Origin of the sequence: Vulcanococcus sp. Clear-D1 (assembly GCF_014654725.1) — a bacterium.
Taxonomy (GTDB): Bacteria; Cyanobacteriota; Cyanobacteriia; order PCC-6307; family Cyanobiaceae; genus Vulcanococcus.
Map to the genome: position 1 here is coordinate 156976 of NZ_JACVZV010000015.1, position 22487 is coordinate 179462.

The following is a 22487-nucleotide window of genomic DNA, read 5'->3' on the forward strand; positions in this document are numbered from 1 at the left end:
TGTGACCGACGTTGTTGTTGCTGGCCTCACGCTCAACAACGTGCTGGCCATCCTGGCGGCTTTTCTGCTTGTGTTTGTGAGTGGGGGGGTGATCTACCTCTCCACCATTGAATGGCGCGATCGCAGGCGCCGGCAGCAACCCGTGGCTGCCTCACCGAAGCCCCGCACCAAAGCCAAGGCCCTTCGGTGATCGCAACGCAGGAGTCGTTCGACCCCTGGGCTTGGCGCACCTCGAAGGCGGTGTTGGCGCCGTCACAGCTCGCATCAGAAGCGTCTCCCGCCACCTCAGTGGTCTGGAACGTCGACCTGCAACAGCAGCTTGCCGACCACGTCGCGGCTGCCCCCACAAGCGCTCATTCGCTCGCATTGGCGGCTTCTCTGTTGGCTCAGCCGCCTTCGGAGTCATTGCAGCAGCAGGCTGATCGGCTTCGCCGCGGCTTGGTGGGTGACACGGTCACCTACGTGGTGAACCGTAATCTCAATTTCACCAACCACTGCCTGCAGCACTGCAGCTTCTGTGCCTTTCGCCGCGATCCCGGCGCTGACGGGGCTTACTGGCACAGTTTTGACACGCTGCAGGAGCGTGCCGCTGAAGCCGCCCAGCTCGGTGCCACGGAGCTATGCATTCAAGGTGGGCTCAACCCAGAAGCGCGGCTGAATGGATCAGCTCTGCGCTACTACCAGGCTCTCCTTCAAGCGCTTCAGCAGGCAGCGCCGGGGTTGCATCTGCATGCCTTCTCCCCCCAGGAGTTGCTGTTCATGGCGCAGCAGGATCAGGTGCCGCTGCAGGCGGTGATCGATGGACTGATGGCTTCCGGCCTTGGCTCGATTCCGGGCACGGCGGCTGAGGTGCTCGATGAGGCGGTTCGCGCACGGCTTTGCCCTGAAAAGCTCACCGCCCGTGAGTGGTGCGCTGTGGTGCTTCAGGTGCACCGCAGTGGTCTCCGCAGCACAGCCACATTGATGGCGGGCCATCTGGAAACCAGTCGCCAACGCGCGGGGCATCTGCTCACGCTGGTGGCTCTTCAGCAGGTGGCCTGGCAGCATTCACAGGCTGGTTTCAGCGAGTTCGTGTTGCTCCCTTTTATCGGTGCGCAGGCTCCGGCAGCGCTGCGCCAGCGCGTGGGTCGTGATCAGCCTGATCGACCCGCGATGCTCGCGCTGACGGCTCAGGCGAGGCTGCTGCTGGAGCGCTGGATTGTGAATCACCAGCCCAGCTGGGTGAAGCTCACCCTGGCCGGAGCGACCGAGGCGCTGCGCTGGGGTTGCAACGACCTCGGCGGCACCCTGATGGAAGAGAGCATCACCAGTGCGGCCGGCGCCTTGGGCGGTACAGCGCAATCGGTGGCAGCGCTGCGGGCGGCTGCCAGATCGCTGCAGCGCCCAGTGCGGGAGCGCACCACCCTCTATGGGGTTGTGCCAGCGTGCGTCTGAAGGATCTACCCCTGCGGGTCACGGCCCTCACCAGCGCGGTGCTGCTAGTTGTGCCCGCAACTCTGGTTCTGCTCGTGCCCCGTCGCCTGGCCAGCGGCCTCGACCGGCTGATGCCCGACGCAGCTCTGCTGCAGAGCTTTGCGGCCCGGCCAGCGCAACCAGCGCCAGCCCTTTGGCAGCAACGGCTTGGACCAGAGCTCGCGCAGCGCTATTGGCGTGCCCAGCGGCGCCTGTGGTGGCAGTTCTGGGGCCCCCATGGTGATGCCGGCGCCTATTTGGTGTTTTCGGCGTCGTCCACTGAGCCGCTCCCTACAGATGGTTTGCGGGTCGATGATTTGATCGTGGTGGCTCCGAGCCCCCTGGCTCGCCAGCTGCTGCAGGAGCAACTCAAGCTCCGGCGACGCCCGCCAAGGGGCCTTGATCTGCGCTGCAGCCAGGCGCTGCTGCAAGAGGAAGCGGTGCACTGGAACCCCGCAGCCTTGGCCCAGATGCTGGGCCCCCTGGCACCTCTGGCGATGACACTCCAGCAGGGCTGCCTCAGCCTGCGCAGTGAGCGTTCGTCGCTGCTCTGGCAGGGGGAAGCTGAGGCCAGCCCCGATGCCCACGGCGCCGCCCCCAATCGGCTCAGCGTGCCTGCCCTGCCACTCAATCCCTCGACGGCCCAACCGCTGGAGCTACGCGGCCAGCGGCTCGATCTGTTGCTGCGAGGCCTGCTCAGTACGGCCCTGCTGCGCACCGCCCTGGCCGAGCGCTATGGCCTCGGTGCTGAGCAACTGCGCCAGCTGCAGAGCGCTCCCTTCAGCTTGCGGCTTCAGGCCCAGCCCAAAGGGGCCTACCGCGCTGGCCTCCAGTTGGTTGTGCGTTTACCCGGTGATCGCAAGCTGTGGGAGCGCTGGCTGCTCGACCTGAGCACCGCCCTTGAACAGCAGGGGCTCACCCGCCTGCAACCGCAGCCCGCGCTCAGTCTCTGGAACCGTGAGGATGGCGCTGTGGTGGGAGGTTGGCGCTGGCTGGCACCTGATCAACTGCTTCTGTTCCTGGGCCCCAATCCCGTCCAGGCTCCAACCCTGCAGGCACCAGCAGAGGGCGACTGGCAATTGGCGGTGCAGCCCGCGGAGCTTGAAGCGCTGCAATTGCTGCCCCCGGGTTTACCGCTGGTGGTGAAACGCGCTGCACAGCTGGTGTTGCTGGGCCGTGGTTCTGGATCCACAGCCCTGGCAGGACGCCTGGAGCTCAGGTAGCGCTCCCCTCGGCGGCACGCTCGCGGCGACGGCGCTCGGCGGCCACCGTTTCTTCCATCAGCTCAACAGCCTGGCTCATCTTTTCGATGTTGCCGGCGTAAAGGCTCAGGTCTTTGTCCAGGCGGTCTTTGATCAACCCCATGGCCTCGCCGATCTCATGGGCTGAGCTGCGCAACGCCTGTGGATCCAGGGCATCGGCGCCCTGGGCACTCTGCAGCAGGCTCAGCAGGCCCACCGCCACCAAGCGGGAGTAGTGGAAATCATCCCGCTGCACGCTGCCCAGCAGAGAGGCGATCACCTCCGGTGCGCCCTGGCCCTGGTTGGAGAGCCAGCCCTTCACGTCTTCAAGGCTGTGGTGGCCCACCTGGTCGCGGGCCTGTTGCGCCTGGAAGCGCAGCGCACCACCATCGAAACCATTGGCGCTACACAGCGCTTCGAACAGAGGCTCGCGCTGTTCCTCGGGGCGGTAGCCCTTGGAGAAGCTGTCGAACACCTGGGTGAGGCCCACAGCGAACAGGCCGTCGGCTTGAAACCCCTTCTGATGACTGAGCAGGTGCAGTTCCACCAGCAGCTCATCCACCAGGCGCCGGTAGATCGGCGCGATCACATAGGGGAAAGCGTTGTGGAAGGCACGCTTGCTATCCGCAACAGTGAGGCTCACGCCCACGTTCTCATCGATCGACGTGCTGGGACCCTAGCTCGCGAGGATCGCTGAACTCGGCTGGAGCTCAGTAGGATCCCGCCAGCTGCTGAGCCCCTTGTGTCGATGATCCCGATCGTGATCGAAGAGTCGGGCCGGGGCGAGCGGGCGTTCGATATCTATTCGCGCCTGCTGCGCGAGCGGATCATTTTCCTCGGTGAGCCTGTCACCTCCGAGTCCGCAAACCGGATCGTGGCTCAGCTTCTCTTCCTTGAAGCAGAAGACCCCGAGAAGGACATCTTCCTCTACATCAATTCCCCCGGCGGCTCTGTTTACGACGGTCTGGGCATCTTCGACACCATGCAGCACATCAAGCCGGATGTGCACACGGTGTGTGTTGGCCTGGCCGCTTCGATGGGTGCCTTCCTGCTCTGTGCTGGTGCCAAAGGCAAGCGCAGCAGCCTCACCCATTCCCGGATCATGATCCACCAGCCCCTCGGTGGTGCCCGCGGCCAGGCCAGCGACATCCGCATCCAGGCTGATGAGATCCTCTATCTCAAGAAGAAGCTCAACCAGGAGCTCGCCGATCGCACCGGCCAACCCCTGAGCCGCATCGAAGAAGACACCGACCGCGACTTCTTCATGTCGCCGGCTGAAGCCGCCGAGTATGGCTTGATCGACAAGGTGATCGACAAGCGTCCGGTGCGTGCCGTCTAAGCAGCGCCCGATGGGCAAGGGCCGGCCTCCTTCGGAGCGGCCCAGCAAGGTCTGCCCCGTGTGCGGCAGGCCTTTTTCATGGCGTAAGAAATGGGCAACGGTGTGGGAGGAGGTGATCTACTGCTCCGACCGTTGCCGCAAACGCCGCTGAGGATCAGCTGCTGGTGAGGGTGGGGAAGCGGTTGCCGGTGTAGAGCTGCGGCATCGCCGAGGCCAGGGCTGATCCCACACGCATGCAGGTGGCGTCCTCATAGGTGGGCGCAACGATCTGGATGCTGGTGGGCATGTTGTCGGGATCCAGCCCTGTGGGTGCAGCCAGCACGGGGTTCCAATTGAGCAGGTTCCAGAGGGGGGTGAGGGCCCAGCCTCCAAGGGCATCCACCTCCACACCATCCACCAGCACCTTGTCCCGGAAGGGGTCGAGATCAGCAGGGATTTCGCTGGTGGTGAGTGTCGGCATGATCAGTGCCTGATATCCGCTCTGGAACACCTGAGCGTCAACTCGGCGATAGATCTCTGCCGAGACCTGTGCTGCATCACGGGCCTGTTTGGGTCCCATCGACGTGGCAGCGAGTTCGGCGAAGTGGCGTGCATAGCTGGTGAGCTGCTCTTTCTGGCTGAGCAGATCGGCCATGTCGGCTCCCTGAATCCCCGTGAGCAACACTTCAAACAACACCTTGCGGATGTCACTGCCATCCACACCCAAGTCCAGGTCAACCTTGGTGATCTCGGCGCCCTGTCGTTCCAGTGCTGCCAGCGCGGCCTCGGTGTTGCGCCGCACGTTCTCACTCACCCGGGCCCAGCCCTGATTCGGTGAGTAGGCAATTCGCATGCCCTTCACCCCGGCATAGGTGAGGGGGAGGTCCAGCTTCGGGCGCAGGGAGTTCATCACGCCGGGCGCTGGGCCGGAAATCACGTTCTCCAGGCGGATCATGTCCGGCAGGGTGCGCGCCAGGGGCCCCAGCACAGAAGGAAGCAGGCTCACGTAGGTGGGCTCCACTGGCACCCGTCCGTAGGGCGGCTTGAAGCCCCACAGGCCGTTAAACGCCGCTGGAATTCGAATGGAGCCTCCTTGATCTGAGCCAGTGGCCAGGGTGGTGAGACCTGCTGCCAGTGCAGCGCCGCTACCGCCCGAGGATCCCCCAACGGCATACTGCAGATTCCAAGGGTTGCGCGTGACGCCCCAGAGTTCACTCCAGGTCACGATCAGGAAATACATCTCGGGCACCGTGGTCTGTGCGTGCAACACAGCCCCTGCTTCGAGAAGTTTCACCACGATGGGGTCGTTCGTGGTCATCACCCGATCCCGAAACACCTTCGAGCCGGACGTCATGGTCCAGCCCTTCACCGCCATCTCATCTTTGAGGGCCACCGTGATGCCCTCAAGCGCGCGCGGATTGCCCTGCTGCCAGCGCTGTTCAGATTCCTGGGCCTGCGCCATCGCCTCCTTGGGATGGAGGTAGGTGAAGCAGTTCACCACCTTGCCGCGCTGCTCGGTGAGCCGAAGCTGCGCCTTCAGCACCTCCACCGGTGAGAGCTTTTTCTGGCGGAACAGCTGGAGCTGCTCCGTCGCCGTCATGTAAGCGAGTTCGAGATCGCGGCTCTCTGAGGCACCAGCCGCTCTCACTCTTGCGGATGGTGCGAGCCCCAGGGCTCCCGCCATCCCAAAGCCTGCAGTGGCTCCGAACATCTGCAGGGCATTGCGGCGAGTGACGGTCACAACAGCGTTTGTGTTATTCGCTTAAAAGTTTGGCTAGCGTTCCATCAAGGCTGTGGGTGTGTTGATGAAAGTCGACAGATGACATCCCTTGCGATGCGCATCCGAATGATGTTCATCCCCAGCCAGGAATGACCCCCCTGCGCTTTGCGGACGGGGTGAGAAGAGCTGTGGAGAGCCAGTAGAGCAAGGTGACATCCATCAGCTGCGCCGCCAGCAGAAGGATTGAGGCGGATCCAGGCAGATTGAGTTGAACCTGCACGGTCAGTGCACTGGCCAAGCTGATGCCGCACCCGAGCCACCAAAGCTGTCGAAGGCTTCTGGATTGGAGCTGACGGGGTGACACCAGCATCACCCACACAAGCTGAGTGCTCAGCACCACGACATACGACACCCACAGCCTCGGAAGAATCAGGCCGTCAAACACCTCGACGGCCTTCCATTGACGGTGATCAAGCAGTTCGATCAACAGGGGCTGTCCGAAGGCAGAGAGCGTCCACCCCCAGAGGGCATCGATCGCCATCACAAGGGCATGCGGAATCATCTCCCTGAATCTGCTGGTCATGATGAGGGGCGCCCTAACTCAGGGCGTCCTGAATGGCAGCATTGCTGTACCAGCTGTAGGGGCCTTCACGAACCGGCTCGATTCCGAGTTCATGGCGCAGATCGTCGAGGTTGTCGGCCATGCGCTCTTCCCAAATGATCGGAAAGAGGGGTTTGGCTTTGATCCCCATGTCCATGCCCTGGGTGATCAGGTCAAAGCTGTAGCCGATGCTGCCTGCACGCTCCAGTTCATTGGTGAACTCCTCGTCAAGCTTGTCGGTCTGGAAAAAGCTCAGCATCAGACTCACCAGATCGAGAAAGAGGAAACCGGGAAAGCTGAACTGGCTCACACTGATACTCACCACACCGATCTCGCCAAAGTTGTCGAGACTGAAGCCGCTCAGAATATGGTGTAGGTCATGGGTGGCGTAGACCCTGTAGTTGATGTAATCAGCATCACTTTCAAGGCTGTTGTAGAACGCCGGATCAGGGAAAAAATCGATGTCGTAGCCCATCGCTTCCATCACCTTGGCGTAGGTGTACCCGAGGCTTCCCTTCGGGAGTTGCTTCATCGCCTCCACGTTGTAGGGCCCACTTAAGCGGCGTTGCCTGATCAAGGCAGCCGCAGCTGGATCCTGTTTGAGTTTGCGCTCACACACCACCATCGGATTGCCGGTGATCCGCCGCGACAGCTCAAACACATTGTTGGCACTCTCCCCGCCTCCAGCTGCTAGGTCGGCCAGTTCGAGAAATTCAGCGATGTGCTCTTTGGATGCAATCTGATTGAGGTAGCGGAATCCCATGGTGGATGCTGGATCCTCTCGGTTGGTTTCAGTGCCCTTGATGGTGCACAAAAAAAGCCCGTGCGTCAAAGCACGGGCTGTTGGTTGGGGTGAGAGGAGGGTTTAGGCCTGTGCAGCTTCCGGCTCAGCCTTGGTTTCGCTCACCACCTCACCATCACTGATGAAGGGAGAAAAACGCTCTTTCTCAGGGATGGCCGTGAATTCACCCACGAGGGCACGGAACTCATCACCATCGAGGCTTTCCTTCTCGATCAGCACATCCACCACGCGGTCCATGCAGGCGCGGTTTGCGGCCACGAGCTTCACGGTTTCCTCATAGCAGTTCTGCACGATCTGGCGGACGGCTAGGTCGACGCGGGCGGCGGTGGCATCGGAGCCGTCGCTGCGGGTCATCAGGTCGCGGCCCAGGAACACTTCCTGGTTACCAGCCTCGAGGGAGAGCTGGCCCACTTCGCTCATGCCAAAACGGGTCACCATCTGGCGGGCGATCGAGGCCACCTGTTGGATGTCGCCGCCGGCGCCGGTGGTCACTTCAGCGTGGCCGAACACCACGTCTTCTGCAGCACGGCCGCCCAGGGCTCCCATGATCCGGGCCCGGAGTTGCGCGCGGCTCACCAGCATCTGCTCCTCGTCGGGGGAGAACCAGGTGAGGCCCTGGGCCTGGCCGCGCGGAATCAAGGTGACCTTCTGGACAGGGTCGTGGGCTTTCACCAGGGTGCCCACCAGGGCGTGGCCTACTTCGTGATAGGCGATCAGGCGCTTGCTGCGGCCATCGGTGAGGGGCTTGCCCTCCATGCCGGCGATGATTCGGTCGACGGCGTCGTCGATCTCAGCCAGGCTGGTGGCTTCCTTGCGGCGGCGTGCCGTGAGAATGGCGGCCTCATTGAGCAGGTTGGCCAGGTCGGCACCGGAGAAGCCGGGGGTGCGGCGGGCGATGGCCTCGAGACTCACGTCTTCTGCGAGTTTCTTGTCGCGGGAGTGCACCTTCAGCACAGAGAGGCGGCCCTTGATGTCGGGCACATCCACCTGCACCTGGCGATCAAAACGGCCGGGGCGCAGCAGCGCTGAATCGAGTACGTCGGCGCGGTTGGTGGCGGCAATGATGATGATGCCGCTGTTGCCCTCAAAGCCGTCCATCTCCGTGAGGAGCTGATTGAGGGTCTGCTCCCGCTCGTCGTTGCCGCCGCCCACACCGGCGCCACGCTGACGGCCCACTGCATCGATCTCGTCGATGAAGATCAGGCAAGGGCTGTTTTCCTTGGCGCGCTTGAACAGATCGCGCACACGGCTGGCACCCACGCCCACGAACATCTCCACAAATTCCGAACCGGAGAGGGAGAAGAAGGGCACACCGGCTTCACCAGCGATGGCTTTGGCCAGCAGGGTTTTACCGGTGCCGGGAGGGCCCACCAGCAGCACGCCTTTGGGGATCTTGGCGCCCACGGAGGTGAAGCGCTCAGGGGTCTTGAGGAAGGTGACCACCTCCTGGAGGTCTTGCTTGGCCTCTTCCACACCGGCCACATCGTCAAATTTGACGCCGGTTTCGGCTTCCATCAGGAAGCGGGCCTTGGTTTTGCCGAACTGCATGGCCTGGCCGGGGCCGCCGGGCATGCCATTCCCGCGGCGAGCCAGGAACACCAGCACGCCGATCAGCAGCAGCGGGAAGAGCAGGTTCCCCAACAGGCCGAGGGCCGGCGGCGCCTGACGAGGAGGATGAATATCGAAGCTGATGCCTTGTTCCTTGAGGTTGTTCACCAGCTCAGGGGCGAGGCCGGGAAGATCCACGCGCAGGCGCTGCACGCGGTTGTCGAGGTCGGGATCGACGGCTTCGACAACAGCGGTGCGGCCGCCATCAAAAATGTCGACAGCGGTGACGCGACCCGCGTCCACGTAATCGAGGAAGCGGCCGTAGCTCATCCGCGCCACGGCGGCATTGCTCGGGGCCACGGTGGGGCCATTGGGAGCGCTGAGGCGGCTGGCGCCACTGCCGAGCACCTGCCAACCGAGGAAAAGGGCCACCCCGATCGGCAGCACCCAGAGGGCAATCGTGCGCCAGCGCTGATTCATGGCCGCCTCAGAAACAGGTGGAGATGTTTAACAAGTGTAAAGCGGCTCCTGCCTGGATCGGGATTTTCGGCCCGAAATGCCTCTCATTCAGGAGGCTTTCTGCCAATCCATCTGCATGGCCGGCGCTTCGACGACCGGAGGTGCTACCGCTTCTGTTTCGGCATGGCCTGCAGCTGCTGCCTCCAGGCCCGATCGATCAACACAGAGATCCTCAACCGCAAGGCTTTCGCGCAGCTCAGCCCCGCCCAGGCTGTGGGTCCAGATCTGCACCACGGATTCCGGTGGCGCCAGAAAACTGAGCAGCTCGAACGGGAACACCACCCGTTCCAGGAAAAACTCATCCGGGCCGATGCAGCGAACGATCACCATGCGATCGCTGCTGTTGCGGTAGCCACAGGTGAGCTGCGCCAAGGGAAGGCTTGCCGAAAGGGACCCTTATCAAGCCATCCGCCAGCGGCGCAGTTGGTCGCAGTTGAAACCGTTTGAGCGGCTGGCGGGCTTCTTTGGGATTTCTTCGCCTTTGCGCGTTGGGGTGGTAAGGCAGGCGTGCTGCAGCGGGTTCACAGGCTCCGCAAGGCCGTGATCGGATCAAGCCGTGCTGCCCGCCGGGCTGGAAGCACGCCGAACACCAGGCCGATCGAGCCGGAGAGTCCCACGGTGATCAAAACGCTGGTGCCGCCGATGGCGGCGGGCAGCGGCGTGAGAGCCGCCACGGCCGCTACGGCAGAGAGGCCCAGAGCACTGCCGATCACGCCGCCGAGGCTGGAGAGCACCAGGGCTTCCACCAGGAACTGCGCCAGTACATCGCTGCTGCGGGCTCCGATCGCTTTGCGCAGACCGATTTCGGAGGTGCGCTCACTCACCGACACCAACATGATGTTCATGATCCCGATGCCGCCCACCAGCAGCGAGATCGCGCCGATTGCACCCAGCATCAAGGTGAGGCCACCCGTGATCGTTCCCACGATCGAGAGGGCATCTTTTTGGGAGCGCACGGCGAAATCGTCTTCCCGCAGGATGTTGTGGCGCTGGCGCAGCAGATTGGTGATCTGAAATTTCGCCGCGCCGGTGCTCGCTTCATCGCGCGCTTCCACGCTGATGAAGTTGAGGCTCACGCCGTAGGTGGGATCGCGGCCCGAGAGTTTGCTCACCATGGTGGAGAGCGGGATGTAAGCGGCCTCGTCTTGGTTCTGGCCGAACACGGCCCCCTTGGGCGCCATCACACCGATCACCTCAAAGCTCTGATCGCGGATGCGCAGCTGCTTGCCGATGGCGGACCCCATCGGCAGCAGCTTGTCGCGAAGATCCGGGCCGATCACCACCACGTTGCGCGCTCCATCGAGATCTCGCTTGTCGATGAAGCGGCCCTGTGCCACCTCGAAGCGGCGCACGGTGAGGAAGTCGGGCGTGATGCCCGACACGGTGGCGCTGGAACTCTTGGAGCCGGCCTGGAGCACCGCACTCAGCGTGATCTGGGGTACCACCCGTTTCACCGATGGCACCTGCTCGGCAATCGCCTCGGCGTCTTCGAGCACGAGGGTTTTTGGGAAGTCGATGCCCTGTCGGCGGCTGTCGTTGTTGCCAGGCACCACAAACAGCACATTGGCGCCGAGGGTGTTCAGCTGCCCCTCGGCCAGGTTCTGAGCACCGCGGCCCACCCCCACCAGGGTGATCACGGAGGCGTTGCCGATCACGATGCCGAGCATCGTGAGCAAGGAACGGAGGCGGTTCGACCGGAGGGTGGCAAGCGCCATGCCCACGGTCTCGCCCATCGCCAGTTTGGCGGCCATGCTGTTGGGTGCCGGGATGGTCGGCGGTTGGTGCAGGACAACCATCCTGCAGCTCAACTCACATGATTGTGGGGTCGAGCACGGTGCCTTTGCCCACGATGCTCACCTTCACCAGGTCGGTGGAGCCACTCACATCAGCCACGGTGCCGGCGGTCTGAATGACGAGATCGCCATCCCGTAGCAGGGCCTCCTCGGTGGCCATCTCCATGGCGCGGTTGAAGCTGGCGGTGGCGTTCTTGGCATCGTCCACGAGGAGCGGGTGCACACCCCACACCAGCTGCAACTGGGAGGCCACCTTCTTCTCGCTGGTGATGGCCAGGATCGGGGTGCTCGGGCGGAACTTGCTCACGTTGCGGGCCGTGGCACCGCTCTTGGTGAGGGGCAGGATCGCTGCAGCTTCCAGTTGCCGGGCAATCGCGCTCACGGCATGGCTGATGGCATTGGGAATTGTGGAGGCCAGCTGGCTGTCGTTCTCCCGGCGGGGATAGTCGCGCTCGATGCGACGGGCGATCTGGCTCATCGTGGCCACCGCCTCCACCGGGAAATCACCCACGGCGCTCTCATTGGAGAGCATCACGGCATCGGTGCCATCGAGGATCGCATTGGCCACATCGCTCACCTCGGCGCGGGTGGGGCGGGGGCAGCTCACCATTGAATCGAGCATCTGGGTGGCGGTGATCACCGGAATGCCGAGGCCGTTGCACTTGCGGATCAGTTCCTTCTGCAGCAGCGGTACTTCTTCGGCCGGCATCTCCACGCCCAGGTCGCCGCGCGCCACCATCACGCCATCGCAGAGCGGCAGGATCGCGTCGATCTGATCGATGGCCTCGAATTTCTCGATCTTCGCCACAACCGGTGTGTTGTGGCCGTGGGAGGCGATCAGGGCCTTGATCTCCTCCATGTCGGAGGGATTGCGCACGAAGCTGAGGGCCACCCAGTCGACGCCCTGCTCCAGGCCGAAGGCCAGATCGGTGCGGTCTTTGTCGGTGAGGGCGCGGATCGAGAGCTGCACATCGGGGAAATTCACCCCTTTGTTGTTGGAGAGCACCCCCCCCACGGTGACGGTGCAATAGAGGGTTTGATCGCTCTTGTCGACGCGATCCACCACCATTTCCACGCGGCCGTCATCCAAGAGGATGCGGCTGCCGCTCACCACCTCGTCCGCCAGCTTGTCGTAGGTGACAGTGGCAATGTCCTGGGTGCAGGCCACATCGCGGGAGGTGAGGGTGAACGCATCCCCGTTGGCCACGGTGATCGGACCTTCCTTGAACCGACCGAGGCGGATCTTCGGGCCCTGCAGGTCTTGCAGGATGCCGATGTGCACGCGCATCTCCTCCGCCACCTGGCGGATGGTGCGGATGCGGGCGGCGTGCTCGCTGTGATCGCCGTGGGAGAAATTGAGCCGGAAGGTGGTGGCGCCGGCTTCAATCAGCCGGCGCAGCTGTTCCGGAGACTCGGTGGCAGGGCCGATGGTGGCCACGATCTTGGTGCGACGCGTGAGATCGGGCAGGGCCATTCGGCAGAGCCAAAGATGCCAGCGACCCTATCATCGACGGCCGCCAGCCCTGTTCTGCCAATGGATCTGAATGACTATCAGCAGGGTGCTCGCAGCACGGCCCGCTATCCCGATGTGGGCGCCAATCCCATCTACCCCACTCTCGGCCTCTGTGGTGAGTCCGGTGAGGTGGCCGACAAAGTGAAGAAGGTGCTGCGCGATCAGGGGGGCACCTTCACGCCGGACGTGCGTGAAGCGCTCAAGCTCGAGCTCGGCGACGTGCTCTGGTACGTGGCTCAGCTCGCCAGTGAACTCGGCTTCGAGCTGAACGACGTGGCCGAGGCGAACCTCAGCAAGCTGGCCAGCCGCGCCGCCCGTAACGTGATCGGAGGCAGTGGCGACCATCGCTGATTGCGGGGTGGGCTGCCAGGTTGTTCACCGTGTGTTCTGTGCATTTCCGGCCGCTCCGTTCCCTGCTCGGTGCTGTTGCTGTCATCTGGCTGGTGCTGGCTGGTGTCTGGGTTGAGCCGGCCCTGGCCGCCAATCTGAGCGTGGGTGAGGTGAGCCTCGAGCCCTGCCCCAGCGCCGATATCGGTGCGCAGCCGCAGCTGCGTCGCCCCAGCGGTGCAAGCTGCTACGTGCTCAGGGGCACAGTGAACAACCCGGGCCGCAAGCCGGTGGTCGACACCGATGTGTTTGCCCAGATCCTGGATGCCAGCGGCGAGCCGGTCTTGCAGAACCGCTCTCGCGTTGGCTCGATCGGGGATGTGCCCCCCGGCGACTCGAGCTTCGCCCTGCGGTTGGCCATTCCGGCTGGCACCCCGGGGCCCTTCACCTTCTCCAATGTGAAAGCGCGCGGATTTGCCTCTCCCGTACGCACCCGCGCTGGTGAATTCGACGATCTGCTCCCGCTGGAGCAGGCCGTGGCTGACGCTCAGTAGAAGCTGGGATAGAAGAAGCCGCGGCTCTGCTCCAGCAGCGTTTGGATCAGCTGCAGCGCCAGGAAGGCCAGGATCGCGGAGAGGTCGAGGCCACCCAGAGGGGGGATCAATCCGCGAAAGGCATTCAGATAGGGATCGGTGACGGCGCTCACGGTGGAGAGCACCGGGTTGCCCCAATCGAGGTTGGGGAACCAGCTCAGCAGCACTCGCACCAGCAGGATCAGCGTGTAGATCGAGATGGTCTGGGCGAGAACGCCGATCAGATCGCCGACCAAAGCAGACATGGGAAGGGTGCGCCTTAGACCGAGTGTATGGAGCTGGGCCGCGGGCTGCCGGCCTGGCTCATGGCCGATCAGGCGGCCTGCTCCCAGGCCTCGTCGTCAGTGGGAGCTTTCGCGACAGGCTCAGCCCGCTTGGGCCTGAGTTCATCGGTTTTGATCGCAAACGTGCGGTGGAATTTTTCGCTGAGGGTGAGCCAGTAGGAGCGGCCTTCGCTCTGGCGTTTGCGCTCGATGAAGTTCTGGGCCAGCAGCTCCTTGATGTGGTCGTAGGCCCCGGAACCCCGTAGTTCCACCAGGTCCGATTGCAGGATCCGCTTCTTCAGAGCGATGGTGGCCAGGGTGCGCAAGGCGGCGGTGGAGAGATCCACCGGCAGCAGGTTCTGCACCAGTTCTCCCAGGCCATCGCGCAGCTGCAGGCTGTAGCGCTGGCCCTCCTGCCGGATCTCCAGGGCGGTGTCGCGATGGGCGTAATCGGCCATCAAGGTGATCAAGCCCATTTCCACCGCATCCCTGGCCACGCCACTGATCTCGGCTAACTCGCCGAGGGTCATCGAGCGGCCCTTCAGGTAGAGAATCGCCTCCAGGCGTGCCGGCAGTGACAGCTCGGCGGAGGGGGGCTTAGCGGCCGGGGCGTCCTGGGTTGTGTCGTCCATCACGCCCCCAGCTGTGTTCGCAACTTATCCCACGCCCACCGTGCCGGCCACTTCTCCCAAAAAGAGGCGGTAAGCGGGGTTCTCGGTTTCATCCACGTATTGGTAGCCCAGCCCGTCGAGGAAGGTTTGCCACTCGGCGGATTCCTCTGGCGGCACCTGCACACCCACCACGATTCGACCCACATCGGCGCCGTGGTTGCGGTAGTGAAAAATGCTGATATTCCAGTTGGGATGCAGGCTCGTGAGGAAGCGCATCAGCGCGCCGGGCCGCTCCGGGAATTCGAAGCGATAGAGCAGCTCGCGCGTGTGGCTGCAGGCTTCAGCCGCTGCCGCCGGCATGCGTCCCCCCACCATGTGGCGCAGGTGCAGCTTCGAGAGCTCGTCGTTGGAGAGATCGAGGCAGGGGAAGCCTGCGCTGTTGAGATCGTGAATCAGATCCTGTTCATCAGTGCTGCCGCTGGTCTGCACGCCCACGAAGATATGGGCCCGAGCAGGATCGGCCAACCGGTAGCTGAACTCGGTGAGGTTGCGGTTGCCCAGCAACGTGCAGAACTCCCGCAGGCTGCCGGCCCGTTCCGGGATCTCCACCGCCAGCATCGCTTCACGGTCTTCGCTGATCTCGGTGCGCTCGGCCACAAAGCGCAGCCGATCGAAGTTCATGTTGGCGCCGCAGGCCACCGCCACCAACGTGCGGCCTTGCAGCCCGCGCCGGGCCACATCGGCCTTCATGCCGGCTACGGCCAGGGCACCGGCGGGTTCAAGGATCGAGCGGGTGTCCTCAAACACGTCCTTGATGGCGGCGCAAATGGCATCGGTGTTCACCGTCACCATCGCGTCCACGTGTTGCCGCGCCAGCGCGAAGGTTTGTTCACCCACCTCCCGCACGGCCACGCCATCGGCGAACAGGCCCACCTGCTCCAGCTTCACCCGCTCGCCGAGCGCGAGCGAGCGGGTCATGGCATCGGCATCCTCCGGTTCCACACCGATCACCTCCACTTGAGGCCAGAGCGCCTTCACGTAGGCGGCAATGCCGGCGATCAGGCCGCCACCGCCCACTGCCACATAGATGGCATCGGGCGGCGCGGAGCACTGGCGCAGGATTTCCAGGCCGATCGTGCCCTGGCCGGCGATCACATCCGGGTCATCAAACGGATGGATGAAGGTGAGCCCGCGCTCTTCCGCCAGCCGGTAGGCCTCCCCGCAGGCGGCGTCGTAGTTGTCGCCATGGAGCACCACCTCGGCCCCGCGGCCCGCCACGGCCCGCACTTTCATCTCCGGTGTGGTGACCGGCATCACGATCACGGCCCGGCAGCCCAGGCGCTGGGCTCCGAGCGCCACGCCCTGGGCGTGGTTGCCAGCACTGGCTGCGATCACGCCCCGCTCCAGCTCCGCGCGGCTGAGGCCGGCCATCTTGTTGTAAGCGCCGCGCAGCTTGAAACTGAACACGGGCTGCAGGTCTTCCCGCTTCAGCAGCACCGTGTTCTCCAGCCGCCGCGACAGATTCGGGGCTGGGTCGAGCGGCGATTCGAACGCCACGTCGTACACACGCGCCCGCAGGATCCGCAGCAGCATCGGCAGGGAACCGTCCTGACTGGTGGTGTCGCTCATCGCTGCCTGACCGTTCCCCCAGTGTGACAACCCCCTGACAAGGCTCTGGGAATCGGGCTAAGCACAACCAATCGCCTGAGTGCAGACCGTAGGCTGAACCGCAATCAAGGCCCAGGGCATGCATCTCAGCGAGCTGACGCATCCGAATCAGCTGCACGGCCTGAGCATGGCGGAGCTCGAAGGGATCGCTCGTCAGATCCGTGAACGCCACCTGGAGGTGGTGAGCACCAGCGGCGGCCACCTGGGCCCCGGCCTGGGTGTGGTGGAGCTCACCCTCGCCCTGTACCAAACCCTTGATCTCGATCACGACCGGGTGGTGTGGGATGTGGGGCACCAGGCCTATCCCCACAAGCTGATCACCGGTCGTTACAACGACTTCCACACCCTGCGTCAGCAGAACGGTGTGGCGGGCTACCTGAAGCGCTGCGAAAGCCGGTTTGATCACTTCGGTGCTGGCCACGCCAGCACCTCGATCTCCGCTGCCCTGGGGATGGCCCTGGCCCGGGACCAGCGCGGCGAAGACTTCAAGTGTGTTGCTGTGATCGGTGATGGCTCGCTCACCGGCGGCATGGCGCTGGAGGCGATCAACCACGCCGGCCACCTGCCCCACACTCGCCTGCTGGTGGTGCTGAACGACAACGACATGTCGATCAGTCCCCCGGTGGGAGCGCTGAGCACTCACTTGAACCGCATGCGGCACAGCAAGCCGCTGCAGTTCTTGCAAGACAACGCCGAGGAGGCGATCAAGCATCTGCCCTTCCTGCACGGTGAATTGCCCACCGAGCTGAAGAACCTCAAGGAGAGCATGAAGCGCCTGGCGGTGCCCAAACTGGGCGCCGTGTTCGAGGAGCTGGGCTTCACCTACATGGGGCCCGTCGATGGGCATGACATCGCCGGGATGATCCAGGTGTTCCAGCAGGCCCACGCCCATGAGGGGCCGGTGCTGGTGCATGTGGCCACCACCAAGGGCAAGGGCTATGCCTACGCCGAGGAAGACCAGGTTGGCTACCACGCCCAGAGCGCCTTCGACCTGGCCACCGGTAAGGCCTATCCCTCCAGCAAGCCAAAGCCCCCCAGCTACAGCAAGGTCTTTGGCCAAACGCTGGTGAAGATCTGCGAGCAGGATCCCCGCGTGGTGGGCATCACCGCCGCCATGGCCACCGGCACCGGCCTAGATCTCCTGGAGAAGGCCCGACCGAACCAATATTTCGATGTGGGTATCGCCGAGCAGCACGCCGTCACCATGGCGGCTGGCATGGCCTGTGAGGGCCTGCGCCCCGTCTGTGCCATCTACAGCACCTTCCTGCAGCGGGCCTACGACCAGCTGATTCACGATGTGGGCATCCAGAAGCTGCCCGTCACCTTTGTGATGGACCGGGCCGGCATCGTTGGCGCCGACGGCCCCACCCACCAGGGCCAGTACGACATCAGCTACCTGCGCTGCGTGCCCAACTTCACGGTGATGGCACCGAAGGATGAGGCCGAGCTGCAACGGATGATGATCACCTGCTTGCAGCACAACGGCCCCACCGCCCTGCGCATCCCGCGTGGGGAAGGCGAAGGCGCCGCTCTGATGGAAGAGGGCTGGGAGCCACTGGAAATCGGCCGCGGGGAACTGCTGGCCGATGGCGATGATCTGCTGATCGTGGCCTATGGCGCCATGGTGTACCCCGCCATGGCCACGGCTGGCTTGCTGCAGGAGCAGGGCGTGCGGGCTGCCGTGATCAATGCCCGCTTCCTGCGCCCGCTGGATGAGGCGCTGATTCTGCCGATGGCTCGCCGGATCGGCCGGGTGGTGACCATGGAAGAGGGTTGCCTGCCCGGTGGCTTCGGCGCCGCCGTGGTGGAAACCCTCAACGATCACGACGTGCTGGTGCCCGTGCACCGCATCGGCATCCCCGATCAGCTTGTGGATCACGCCACCCCGGATCAGAGCAAGCAGGCCCTTGGGCTCACCCCGGCCCAGATGGCCGACAGCATCCTCAAGCGTTTTGGTTCCCTCCGCCGCCAGCCGGTGGGTGTCTGATCTTCAGGCGTGTGATGTTCTGATCGCTGGAGCCGGGCCGGCGGGTTTGCTGCTGGCTCGGCTGTTGGCTCAGGGCGGGGTTTCGGTGCTCGTGGTGGATCCGTTGTGGGATCTTCGCCACGGTGCGTTCAGCAGTGCGGCCCTACCGCTTGAGGCGGTGCGGCATTTCCAGTTGCCCGAGCAGGTGCAGGCGGCTCATTGGCAGGGATGGGAACTGCATGGTCCTGGCGAAGAGCCCTACAGGTGGTTCGCCGAGCAGAGCCTGGGGGCTGTGCTCGATTTTGGTGAGCTGCGCCACTGGCTGGCGGCTCAGGCTCAAGCGGCAGGCGCCCGGTTGCAGCTGGGCTGGGCCGTTCGCCAGTGGCAGGCCAGCGGTTGTGGTGCCAGCGCCAGCTTGCGCGGGCCCGGTGGTGTGGAGCAGATCCAGCACTGCCGCTGGCTGGTGGATGCCACCGGGCAACGGCGGGCCTTGCTCGGCGATCCACCGGCGGCGGCTGGTTCGCTGGTGTCGGGCGAGGGGGTGGAGTGGCTGTTGCAGGTGCCCACGCCGCAGTGGCAGCGCTGGGCCCATCGCCTCAGTTTCATGCTTGGCAGCAGCTGGGTTCCCCAGGGGTACGGCTGGGTGTTTCCGATGCAGTGCGGCCAACTCAAGCTCGGGGTGTGCCGCCTGCACGACGGTCGCCGCAGCCAACCACCCCTGCACCAGCTGCTGCGTGGCCTGCAGCAACGGTTGGAGCTGGAGGGGGCAACGGTGCTCGATCGCCACGGTGGCTTGATCCGCAGCACGATCAGGCGCCGCGAACCGCATCAGCGGGGGGTCCTGCTCGGGCTCGGTGATGCCGTGAGCACCGGCAATCTGCTCGGTGGTGAAGGCATTCGCCACGCGATGGCTAGCAGTGAGGTGCTCGCCCCGTTGCTGCTCGAGGCCTTGGCCGGCCGGCCAGGGCGGCTGCGGCGCTATGCCCCCAGGCTGAAGCGGCGCCTCGGCTGGCGCTGGTCGCTCAGTGGGCGTTTGGCTCGCCGCACCTGGCTGGGCCTGCACAGCCCTGCGGGGGATCAACGCTTGGAGCGCCTGTTGGTGGGGCTCCAACAAAACAGAAGTGCCGAAGAGCTTTCGGCACTGCTGTTCGATTACCGCTTCGAGCGCTACGGCTTGAAAGCCCTGCCCTATCTGCTGGGCTGGCGCTGAACCGGTTCAGTTGGCGGGCTGATCCGCGGGTTTCAGAGCACGCCGCGTGCAGCCAGACCGAGAATCGCGCCCATGCCGAGCACGTGGCCGAAGGAGGTGGTGGCCAGCAGCGAGGCATGGCTCATGCCACCGAACATGGCGGCGTTGGGCAGCTGCGCACCTTCGTTGGGGTACTTGATGGTGGCCTTGCCGATGCCGATGGCGATCACGTTGGCAACGATCATCACCAGGCCCACCTTGGGCGACCAGGACACAGATGCAGGGGCGATGGCCAGCAGGGGAGCGAGCATCGGATTCACGGGCGACGCTTCATCTTCCGAGCGAGAACGCCCTGCTGCACGCTCCGCTTAAGACTTGTTCACTGCTCCTCCTGGCCCGGTGAGCGGCTGAAGCCCAGCAACACCAGCACGTTGCTGAGGGTGAGAAACAGCTCCGCTCCGCCGTGCAGCGGATCCACATCGGCCAGCTGCCGCCCGTAACGCAGCTCCGCCACGATCGCCGCGGCGATTGTGACGAGCACAAACAGCAACGTGAGGCAGAAGCCCCAGAACGCCAGCCGCGGCATCCGCCTGGAGCGCCAGCTCCACCAGAGAAAGGCGAGGTAAGGCAGGAGCGACAGCCCAAAGAACGGTGCTGGATCCACGCCAGCCAGGGCCTCGAGCAATCCTTCGGGGGTGAATAGGCTCATTGGCTGCGCCGCGCCAGATTCCAGGCCGCACCGGCCATGGCGGTGTTGCCCACGGTGGTGCAGGCGGCCTGCAACACCACCAGCCCCTGCAGCTCAGCGGGGTTATCGAACAGATGCCAGGTGCAGGCGGCCATCGCACTGATTAGTGCCGGAGTCATGGCCAGGGCCAACCAATTCCACTCCGGTTCCTGGCGCCGTTCCCCCCAGCGCTGAATGGCCAGCATCGCCAGGCCCCACTCCAGGACCGAAGCCACATGAATCCACCAGGTGGGCAGGGAGAGCGCGTGCATGCTCTCGTTCTAGGGGCCCGTCTTACACGCTGTGGCTGCTGAACTGCTCGAACACCGTTTGCAGCAGCCGGCTCATGCCGCTGTTGAGCGTGCAACCTGGAGCGCTGTTCGAAGCCAACAGCAGCAGGGCACAGGCATCCACCAGCTGCGCGGCCTCAGCGCTGCTGAGCTGGATCAGATGCTCATCGCCGCAGTGGGTAACGCGCACGGAACCGGGTGTGGATGTATCGCACGCTACGGAGTGTGAGAGCGCCTGCCGAAATCTGCAGGTTCATTTCCGCTTTGGGATCACGCGCCGACGCGTTCACATCCTTCGGGGTGCAGTGGCTGGAAACTGTCGCGCCGGTGAAAGTCGGGTTGATCGCCGCTGTGCTGCCAGGCCCAATAGCTCAGGCCCCGCTTGGGATGCTCCAGTACAGCGGTGAGGGAGACCTCCAGCGACTGATCGGCTGGGATCCAGTGGCTGAGATCGAGCTGGAAGTGCATCTGCAGGGCGCCCTCCAATCGCCGCAAGGTGTAGGGAAGGCTGGTGACCTCGGCTACGGGCTGGAGGTTGTCCCGGTATCCCGAGAGGGCGTAAACGTTCCAGTTCCCATTTGTTGCCAGGTTGACCTCCCAGTAGGGGGCTTGGCCCTTGGCGGCGATGAAGGCTTCCAGGCAGGTGCTTTGCCACAACCCATCGCGCCGAGCGGGCGGCAGCGCGATCCTCGGCCAGCGCACGCTGCTCTCCGGGCTGCGCAGCTCAAAACGCCCGTGCAGCAGTCCACCGCGCCAGATGGCTTCGCCCTTGAGCTCGATGCAGGCCAGCTCGGTCCTTGGCTCAAACGGATGCAGGGGCTGCATGACGCTCCACCAGATGTCTGAGCGCCGGCATCTGGGATTCAATGCTGGCGGTGAGTTGGAACTGAACCAGGGCCCGCTGCAGGTTGTGATCGGGGTGGTTGGCTTTGAAGTAGGTGTTGCCCTGCAGGTAATCGCTGAAGAAGCGCAGCCCCAGTTCAAAGCTGATCAGCTGGGCTGCATCGGGGATGTAGCGCAGCTCGGCCTCAGTGAGGAAGCAACCGGCTACCCCGAGATACCCCTCGAGAACAGCCTCGGCGAGCTTGAGATCAAAGTGCACCGCATCGATCGCATCGGTTTCTTCGCCCAGCGGATTGCAGCAGGAGCGCAGGCAGTCGCCGATGTCGTAATGCACGAGACCTGGTTTCACGGTGTCCAGGTCGATCAGCGCCACAGCCTCACCGGTGTGGCGATCGAGCAGCACGTTGTTGATCTTGGGATCGCCGTGAATGGGCCGGAGCGGCAGCTCCCCGCGCTGTTTGGCACGCTCCAGCAGATCGCACAACACCTCGCGCTCGCGAATGAAGGCCATGCAGCGATCGCTGCCGGCGCTGGGCTGGCGATCGGTCTTCACCAGGGTCCGGTGGTAGGCCGCGAGGTAGCCGGGCGTGATGTGAAAGCCCTCCAGGGTGTCCGCCAGGGCGGATGGGGCGAGATCACTGATCAACAGGTGAAACAGCCCAAGGCCCAGCCCCAGCTCCCGCGCCTGATCAGCACCTTCCACCACATCGACGCAGTGGCTGTCGGGCACGTAGGTGATCGTGCGCCACACACCACCGGCGGTGCAGCAATGCCAGGCTTTGCCCTCCTTTTTAGTGCACACCACCTGCGGCAATTGCCAGCGGCGTTGTTGCAGCAAGGGATGGGCGCCCCCCTCCTGGAGCTTGCGTTCGATGTGCTCACCCAGCACTTGGAGGTTCTGGATCACCAGCTGGGGCTCGGTGAACACTTGCGTGTTGATCCGCTGCAGCACCGACGGACCATCGACGGACTGCACCAGATAGGTGTCGTTCACATTGCCGTTGCCCAGGGGCTGCACCGCATGCACGCTGCCGCCGCCATGGAATGCTTCGGCGATGGCAATCAGCTCAGGCTGAGACGGTGCAGGCACACGTTTGGACAGGACTTGACTTCAACCTGCCAGTACACCCTCGCCTTATCGGCGTGCGAGGGCCAGTCGTTGGGCCGGATTCAGCGCGTCAGAGCTTCGCGCTCGAGTTTCTCACCCTGTTCCCGCTCGATTTCACGCCGAAGTTGATGGCGAATGTGATCCGGTGATTTGTATTGGCGGGGCAGGCAGTTATGCAGGGTTTCCAGCCGGCTCCAACAGAGTGTTTTTTCAATGTTTGCAGCGGGCCTTCCTTCCAGGAGCAATTGCTTGAGTGCCTTGCGGTACAGGAAGTATTTGGCCTCCAGTTCAGCGATGGTGAGTCCTTGGCTGTCGCTCATCGGAGGCCTGCCCGGCGTTGCGGTTGTCTCACCGTACGCGAGCTGAGGGGGCTGATTGGGGAAATGCAGGTGTGC

At 64.0% G+C, this 22487-nt stretch carries 27 protein-coding genes; 9 read left to right on the top strand and 18 right to left on the bottom strand.

Annotation, left to right across the window (positions count from 1 at the left end):
* The first annotated feature begins 1 nt into the window (after window position 1).
* From H9532_RS05145 to H9532_RS05155, 3 genes are read left to right on the top strand one after another with little or no spacing between them, the layout of a single operon-like run.
* Entirely contained in the window at window positions 2-190 is a 189-nt protein-coding gene (locus tag H9532_RS05145) for a hypothetical protein (RefSeq protein ID WP_296366159.1), read from the top strand.
* Entirely contained in the window at window positions 187-1434 is a 1248-nt protein-coding gene (locus H9532_RS05150; RefSeq protein ID WP_296366160.1) for a CofH family radical SAM protein, read from the top strand. Before H9532_RS05145 ends, H9532_RS05150 begins: the two co-directional genes overlap by 4 nt.
* Complete coding sequence (locus tag H9532_RS05155; protein ID WP_296366161.1) at window positions 1425-2675, top strand: hypothetical protein; 1251 nt, start codon at window positions 1425-1427, stop codon at window positions 2673-2675. Before H9532_RS05150 ends, H9532_RS05155 begins: the two co-directional genes overlap by 10 nt.
* Here the strand turns inward: H9532_RS05155 and psb29 are convergent.
* Window positions 2668-3342: a photosystem II biogenesis protein Psp29 gene (gene psb29 / locus H9532_RS05160; RefSeq protein ID WP_296366162.1), complete on the bottom strand. Its 675-nt coding sequence runs from the start codon at window positions 3340-3342 to the stop codon at window positions 2668-2670. The two genes, H9532_RS05155 and psb29, sit on opposite strands and share 8 nt — an antisense overlap.
* A 99-nt stretch (window positions 3343-3441) precedes the next feature.
* Between psb29 and clpP the strand changes: the two genes are divergently transcribed.
* Complete coding sequence (gene clpP / locus H9532_RS05165; RefSeq protein ID WP_296366163.1) at window positions 3442-4032, top strand: ATP-dependent Clp endopeptidase proteolytic subunit ClpP; 591 nt, start codon at window positions 3442-3444, stop codon at window positions 4030-4032.
* Between the two features lie 10 nt (window positions 4033-4042).
* The gene (locus H9532_RS05170; RefSeq protein ID WP_010308870.1) at window positions 4043-4183 is read left to right on the top strand and encodes a DUF2256 domain-containing protein; all 141 of its coding nucleotides are present in this window, start codon (window positions 4043-4045) and stop codon (window positions 4181-4183) included.
* 3 nt (window positions 4184-4186) lie between these two features.
* On the opposite strand, the gene H9532_RS05175 is transcribed toward H9532_RS05170, so the two are convergent.
* From H9532_RS05175 to pyk, 7 genes are all read right to left on the bottom strand, one after another.
* Window positions 4187-5752 (bottom strand): amidase, encoded by a 1566-nt coding sequence (locus tag H9532_RS05175; protein WP_296366164.1) that lies wholly within the window; start codon window positions 5750-5752, stop codon window positions 4187-4189.
* 112 nt (window positions 5753-5864) lie between these two features.
* Window positions 5865-6293, bottom strand: coding sequence for a hypothetical protein (locus tag H9532_RS05180; protein ID WP_296366165.1), 429 nt, complete (start codon window positions 6291-6293; stop codon window positions 5865-5867).
* Between the two features lie 34 nt (window positions 6294-6327).
* Window positions 6328-7095 carry a Coq4 family protein gene (locus H9532_RS05185; RefSeq protein ID WP_296366166.1) on the bottom strand — a complete coding sequence of 256 codons (768 nt, stop codon included), beginning with the start codon at window positions 7093-7095 and terminating at the stop codon, window positions 6328-6330.
* 102 nt (window positions 7096-7197) lie between these two features.
* On the bottom strand, window positions 7198-9162 hold the full coding sequence (gene ftsH / locus H9532_RS05190) for an ATP-dependent zinc metalloprotease FtsH (protein ID WP_296366167.1): 1965 nt from the start codon (window positions 9160-9162) through the stop codon (window positions 7198-7200).
* An 87-nt stretch (window positions 9163-9249) separates the two neighbouring features.
* Window positions 9250-9573, bottom strand: coding sequence for a DUF1830 domain-containing protein (locus H9532_RS05195; RefSeq protein ID WP_296366168.1), 324 nt, complete (start codon window positions 9571-9573; stop codon window positions 9250-9252).
* Window positions 9574-9722: 149 nt separating this feature from the next.
* Complete coding sequence (locus H9532_RS05200) at window positions 9723-10952, bottom strand: ABC transporter permease (RefSeq protein WP_296366658.1); 1230 nt, start codon at window positions 10950-10952, stop codon at window positions 9723-9725.
* A gap of 58 nt (window positions 10953-11010) precedes the next feature.
* On the bottom strand, window positions 11011-12468 hold the full coding sequence (gene pyk, locus H9532_RS05205; RefSeq protein ID WP_296366169.1) for a pyruvate kinase: 1458 nt from the start codon (window positions 12466-12468) through the stop codon (window positions 11011-11013).
* Between the two features lie 60 nt (window positions 12469-12528).
* Between pyk and H9532_RS05210 the strand changes: the two genes are divergently transcribed.
* Together H9532_RS05210 and H9532_RS05215 are read left to right on the top strand one after the other, a co-directional pair.
* The gene (locus tag H9532_RS05210) at window positions 12529-12858 is read left to right on the top strand and encodes a nucleoside triphosphate pyrophosphohydrolase family protein (protein ID WP_296366170.1); all 330 of its coding nucleotides are present in this window, start codon (window positions 12529-12531) and stop codon (window positions 12856-12858) included.
* Between the two features lie 38 nt (window positions 12859-12896).
* Complete coding sequence (locus tag H9532_RS05215; protein WP_296366660.1) at window positions 12897-13388, top strand: hypothetical protein; 492 nt, start codon at window positions 12897-12899, stop codon at window positions 13386-13388.
* Here H9532_RS05215 and H9532_RS05220 read toward each other — a convergent pair.
* The 3 genes from H9532_RS05220 to ilvA form a co-directional block, all read right to left on the bottom strand.
* Complete coding sequence (locus H9532_RS05220) at window positions 13382-13672, bottom strand: YggT family protein (protein ID WP_010308839.1); 291 nt, start codon at window positions 13670-13672, stop codon at window positions 13382-13384. The genes H9532_RS05215 and H9532_RS05220 overlap by 7 nt on opposite strands.
* A 68-nt stretch (window positions 13673-13740) precedes the next feature.
* Window positions 13741-14322, bottom strand: a complete 582-nt coding sequence (scpB, locus tag H9532_RS05225; RefSeq protein ID WP_296366171.1) for an SMC-Scp complex subunit ScpB — start codon at window positions 14320-14322, stop codon at window positions 13741-13743.
* Window positions 14323-14346: 24 nt separating this feature from the next.
* Window positions 14347-15930, bottom strand: a complete 1584-nt coding sequence (ilvA, locus tag H9532_RS05230; protein ID WP_296366172.1) for a threonine ammonia-lyase, biosynthetic — start codon at window positions 15928-15930, stop codon at window positions 14347-14349.
* A 118-nt stretch (window positions 15931-16048) separates the two neighbouring features.
* Between ilvA and dxs the strand changes: the two genes are divergently transcribed.
* Window positions 16049-17956 carry a 1-deoxy-D-xylulose-5-phosphate synthase gene (dxs, locus tag H9532_RS05235; RefSeq protein ID WP_296366173.1) on the top strand — a complete coding sequence of 636 codons (1908 nt, stop codon included), beginning with the start codon at window positions 16049-16051 and terminating at the stop codon, window positions 17954-17956.
* A complete protein-coding gene (locus H9532_RS05240; RefSeq protein WP_296366174.1) occupies window positions 17949-19145 on the top strand; it encodes an FAD-dependent monooxygenase in 1197 nt (398 codons plus the stop codon). The genes dxs and H9532_RS05240 overlap by 8 nt, the downstream gene beginning before the upstream one ends.
* Window positions 19146-19177: 32 nt before the next feature.
* Here the strand turns inward: H9532_RS05240 and psaK are convergent, their stop codons facing one another.
* The 7 genes from psaK to H9532_RS05275 form a co-directional block, all read right to left on the bottom strand.
* Window positions 19178-19435 (bottom strand): photosystem I reaction center subunit PsaK, encoded by a 258-nt coding sequence (gene psaK / locus H9532_RS05245; RefSeq protein ID WP_296366175.1) that lies wholly within the window; start codon window positions 19433-19435, stop codon window positions 19178-19180.
* Between the two features lie 68 nt (window positions 19436-19503).
* The gene (locus tag H9532_RS05250; RefSeq protein WP_296366176.1) at window positions 19504-19833 is read right to left on the bottom strand and encodes a DUF3593 domain-containing protein; all 330 of its coding nucleotides are present in this window, start codon (window positions 19831-19833) and stop codon (window positions 19504-19506) included.
* Window positions 19830-20123: a DUF2499 domain-containing protein gene (locus tag H9532_RS05255; protein ID WP_296366177.1), complete on the bottom strand. Its 294-nt coding sequence runs from the start codon at window positions 20121-20123 to the stop codon at window positions 19830-19832. Before H9532_RS05255 ends, H9532_RS05250 begins: the two co-directional genes overlap by 4 nt.
* A 22-nt stretch (window positions 20124-20145) precedes the next feature.
* Window positions 20146-20331 (bottom strand): hypothetical protein, encoded by a 186-nt coding sequence (locus tag H9532_RS05260; protein ID WP_296366178.1) that lies wholly within the window; start codon window positions 20329-20331, stop codon window positions 20146-20148.
* A gap of 80 nt (window positions 20332-20411) precedes the next feature.
* Window positions 20412-20966, bottom strand: a complete 555-nt coding sequence (locus H9532_RS05265) for a DOMON-like domain-containing protein (RefSeq protein ID WP_296366179.1) — start codon at window positions 20964-20966, stop codon at window positions 20412-20414.
* A complete protein-coding gene (locus H9532_RS05270) occupies window positions 20944-22074 on the bottom strand; it encodes an aminoglycoside phosphotransferase family protein (protein WP_296366180.1) in 1131 nt (376 codons plus the stop codon). The genes H9532_RS05265 and H9532_RS05270 overlap by 23 nt, the downstream gene beginning before the upstream one ends.
* 80 nt (window positions 22075-22154) lie before the next feature.
* Window positions 22155-22412 carry a DUF3136 domain-containing protein gene (locus tag H9532_RS05275; RefSeq protein ID WP_296366181.1) on the bottom strand — a complete coding sequence of 86 codons (258 nt, stop codon included), beginning with the start codon at window positions 22410-22412 and terminating at the stop codon, window positions 22155-22157.
* Window positions 22413-22487 lie beyond the last annotated feature (75 nt).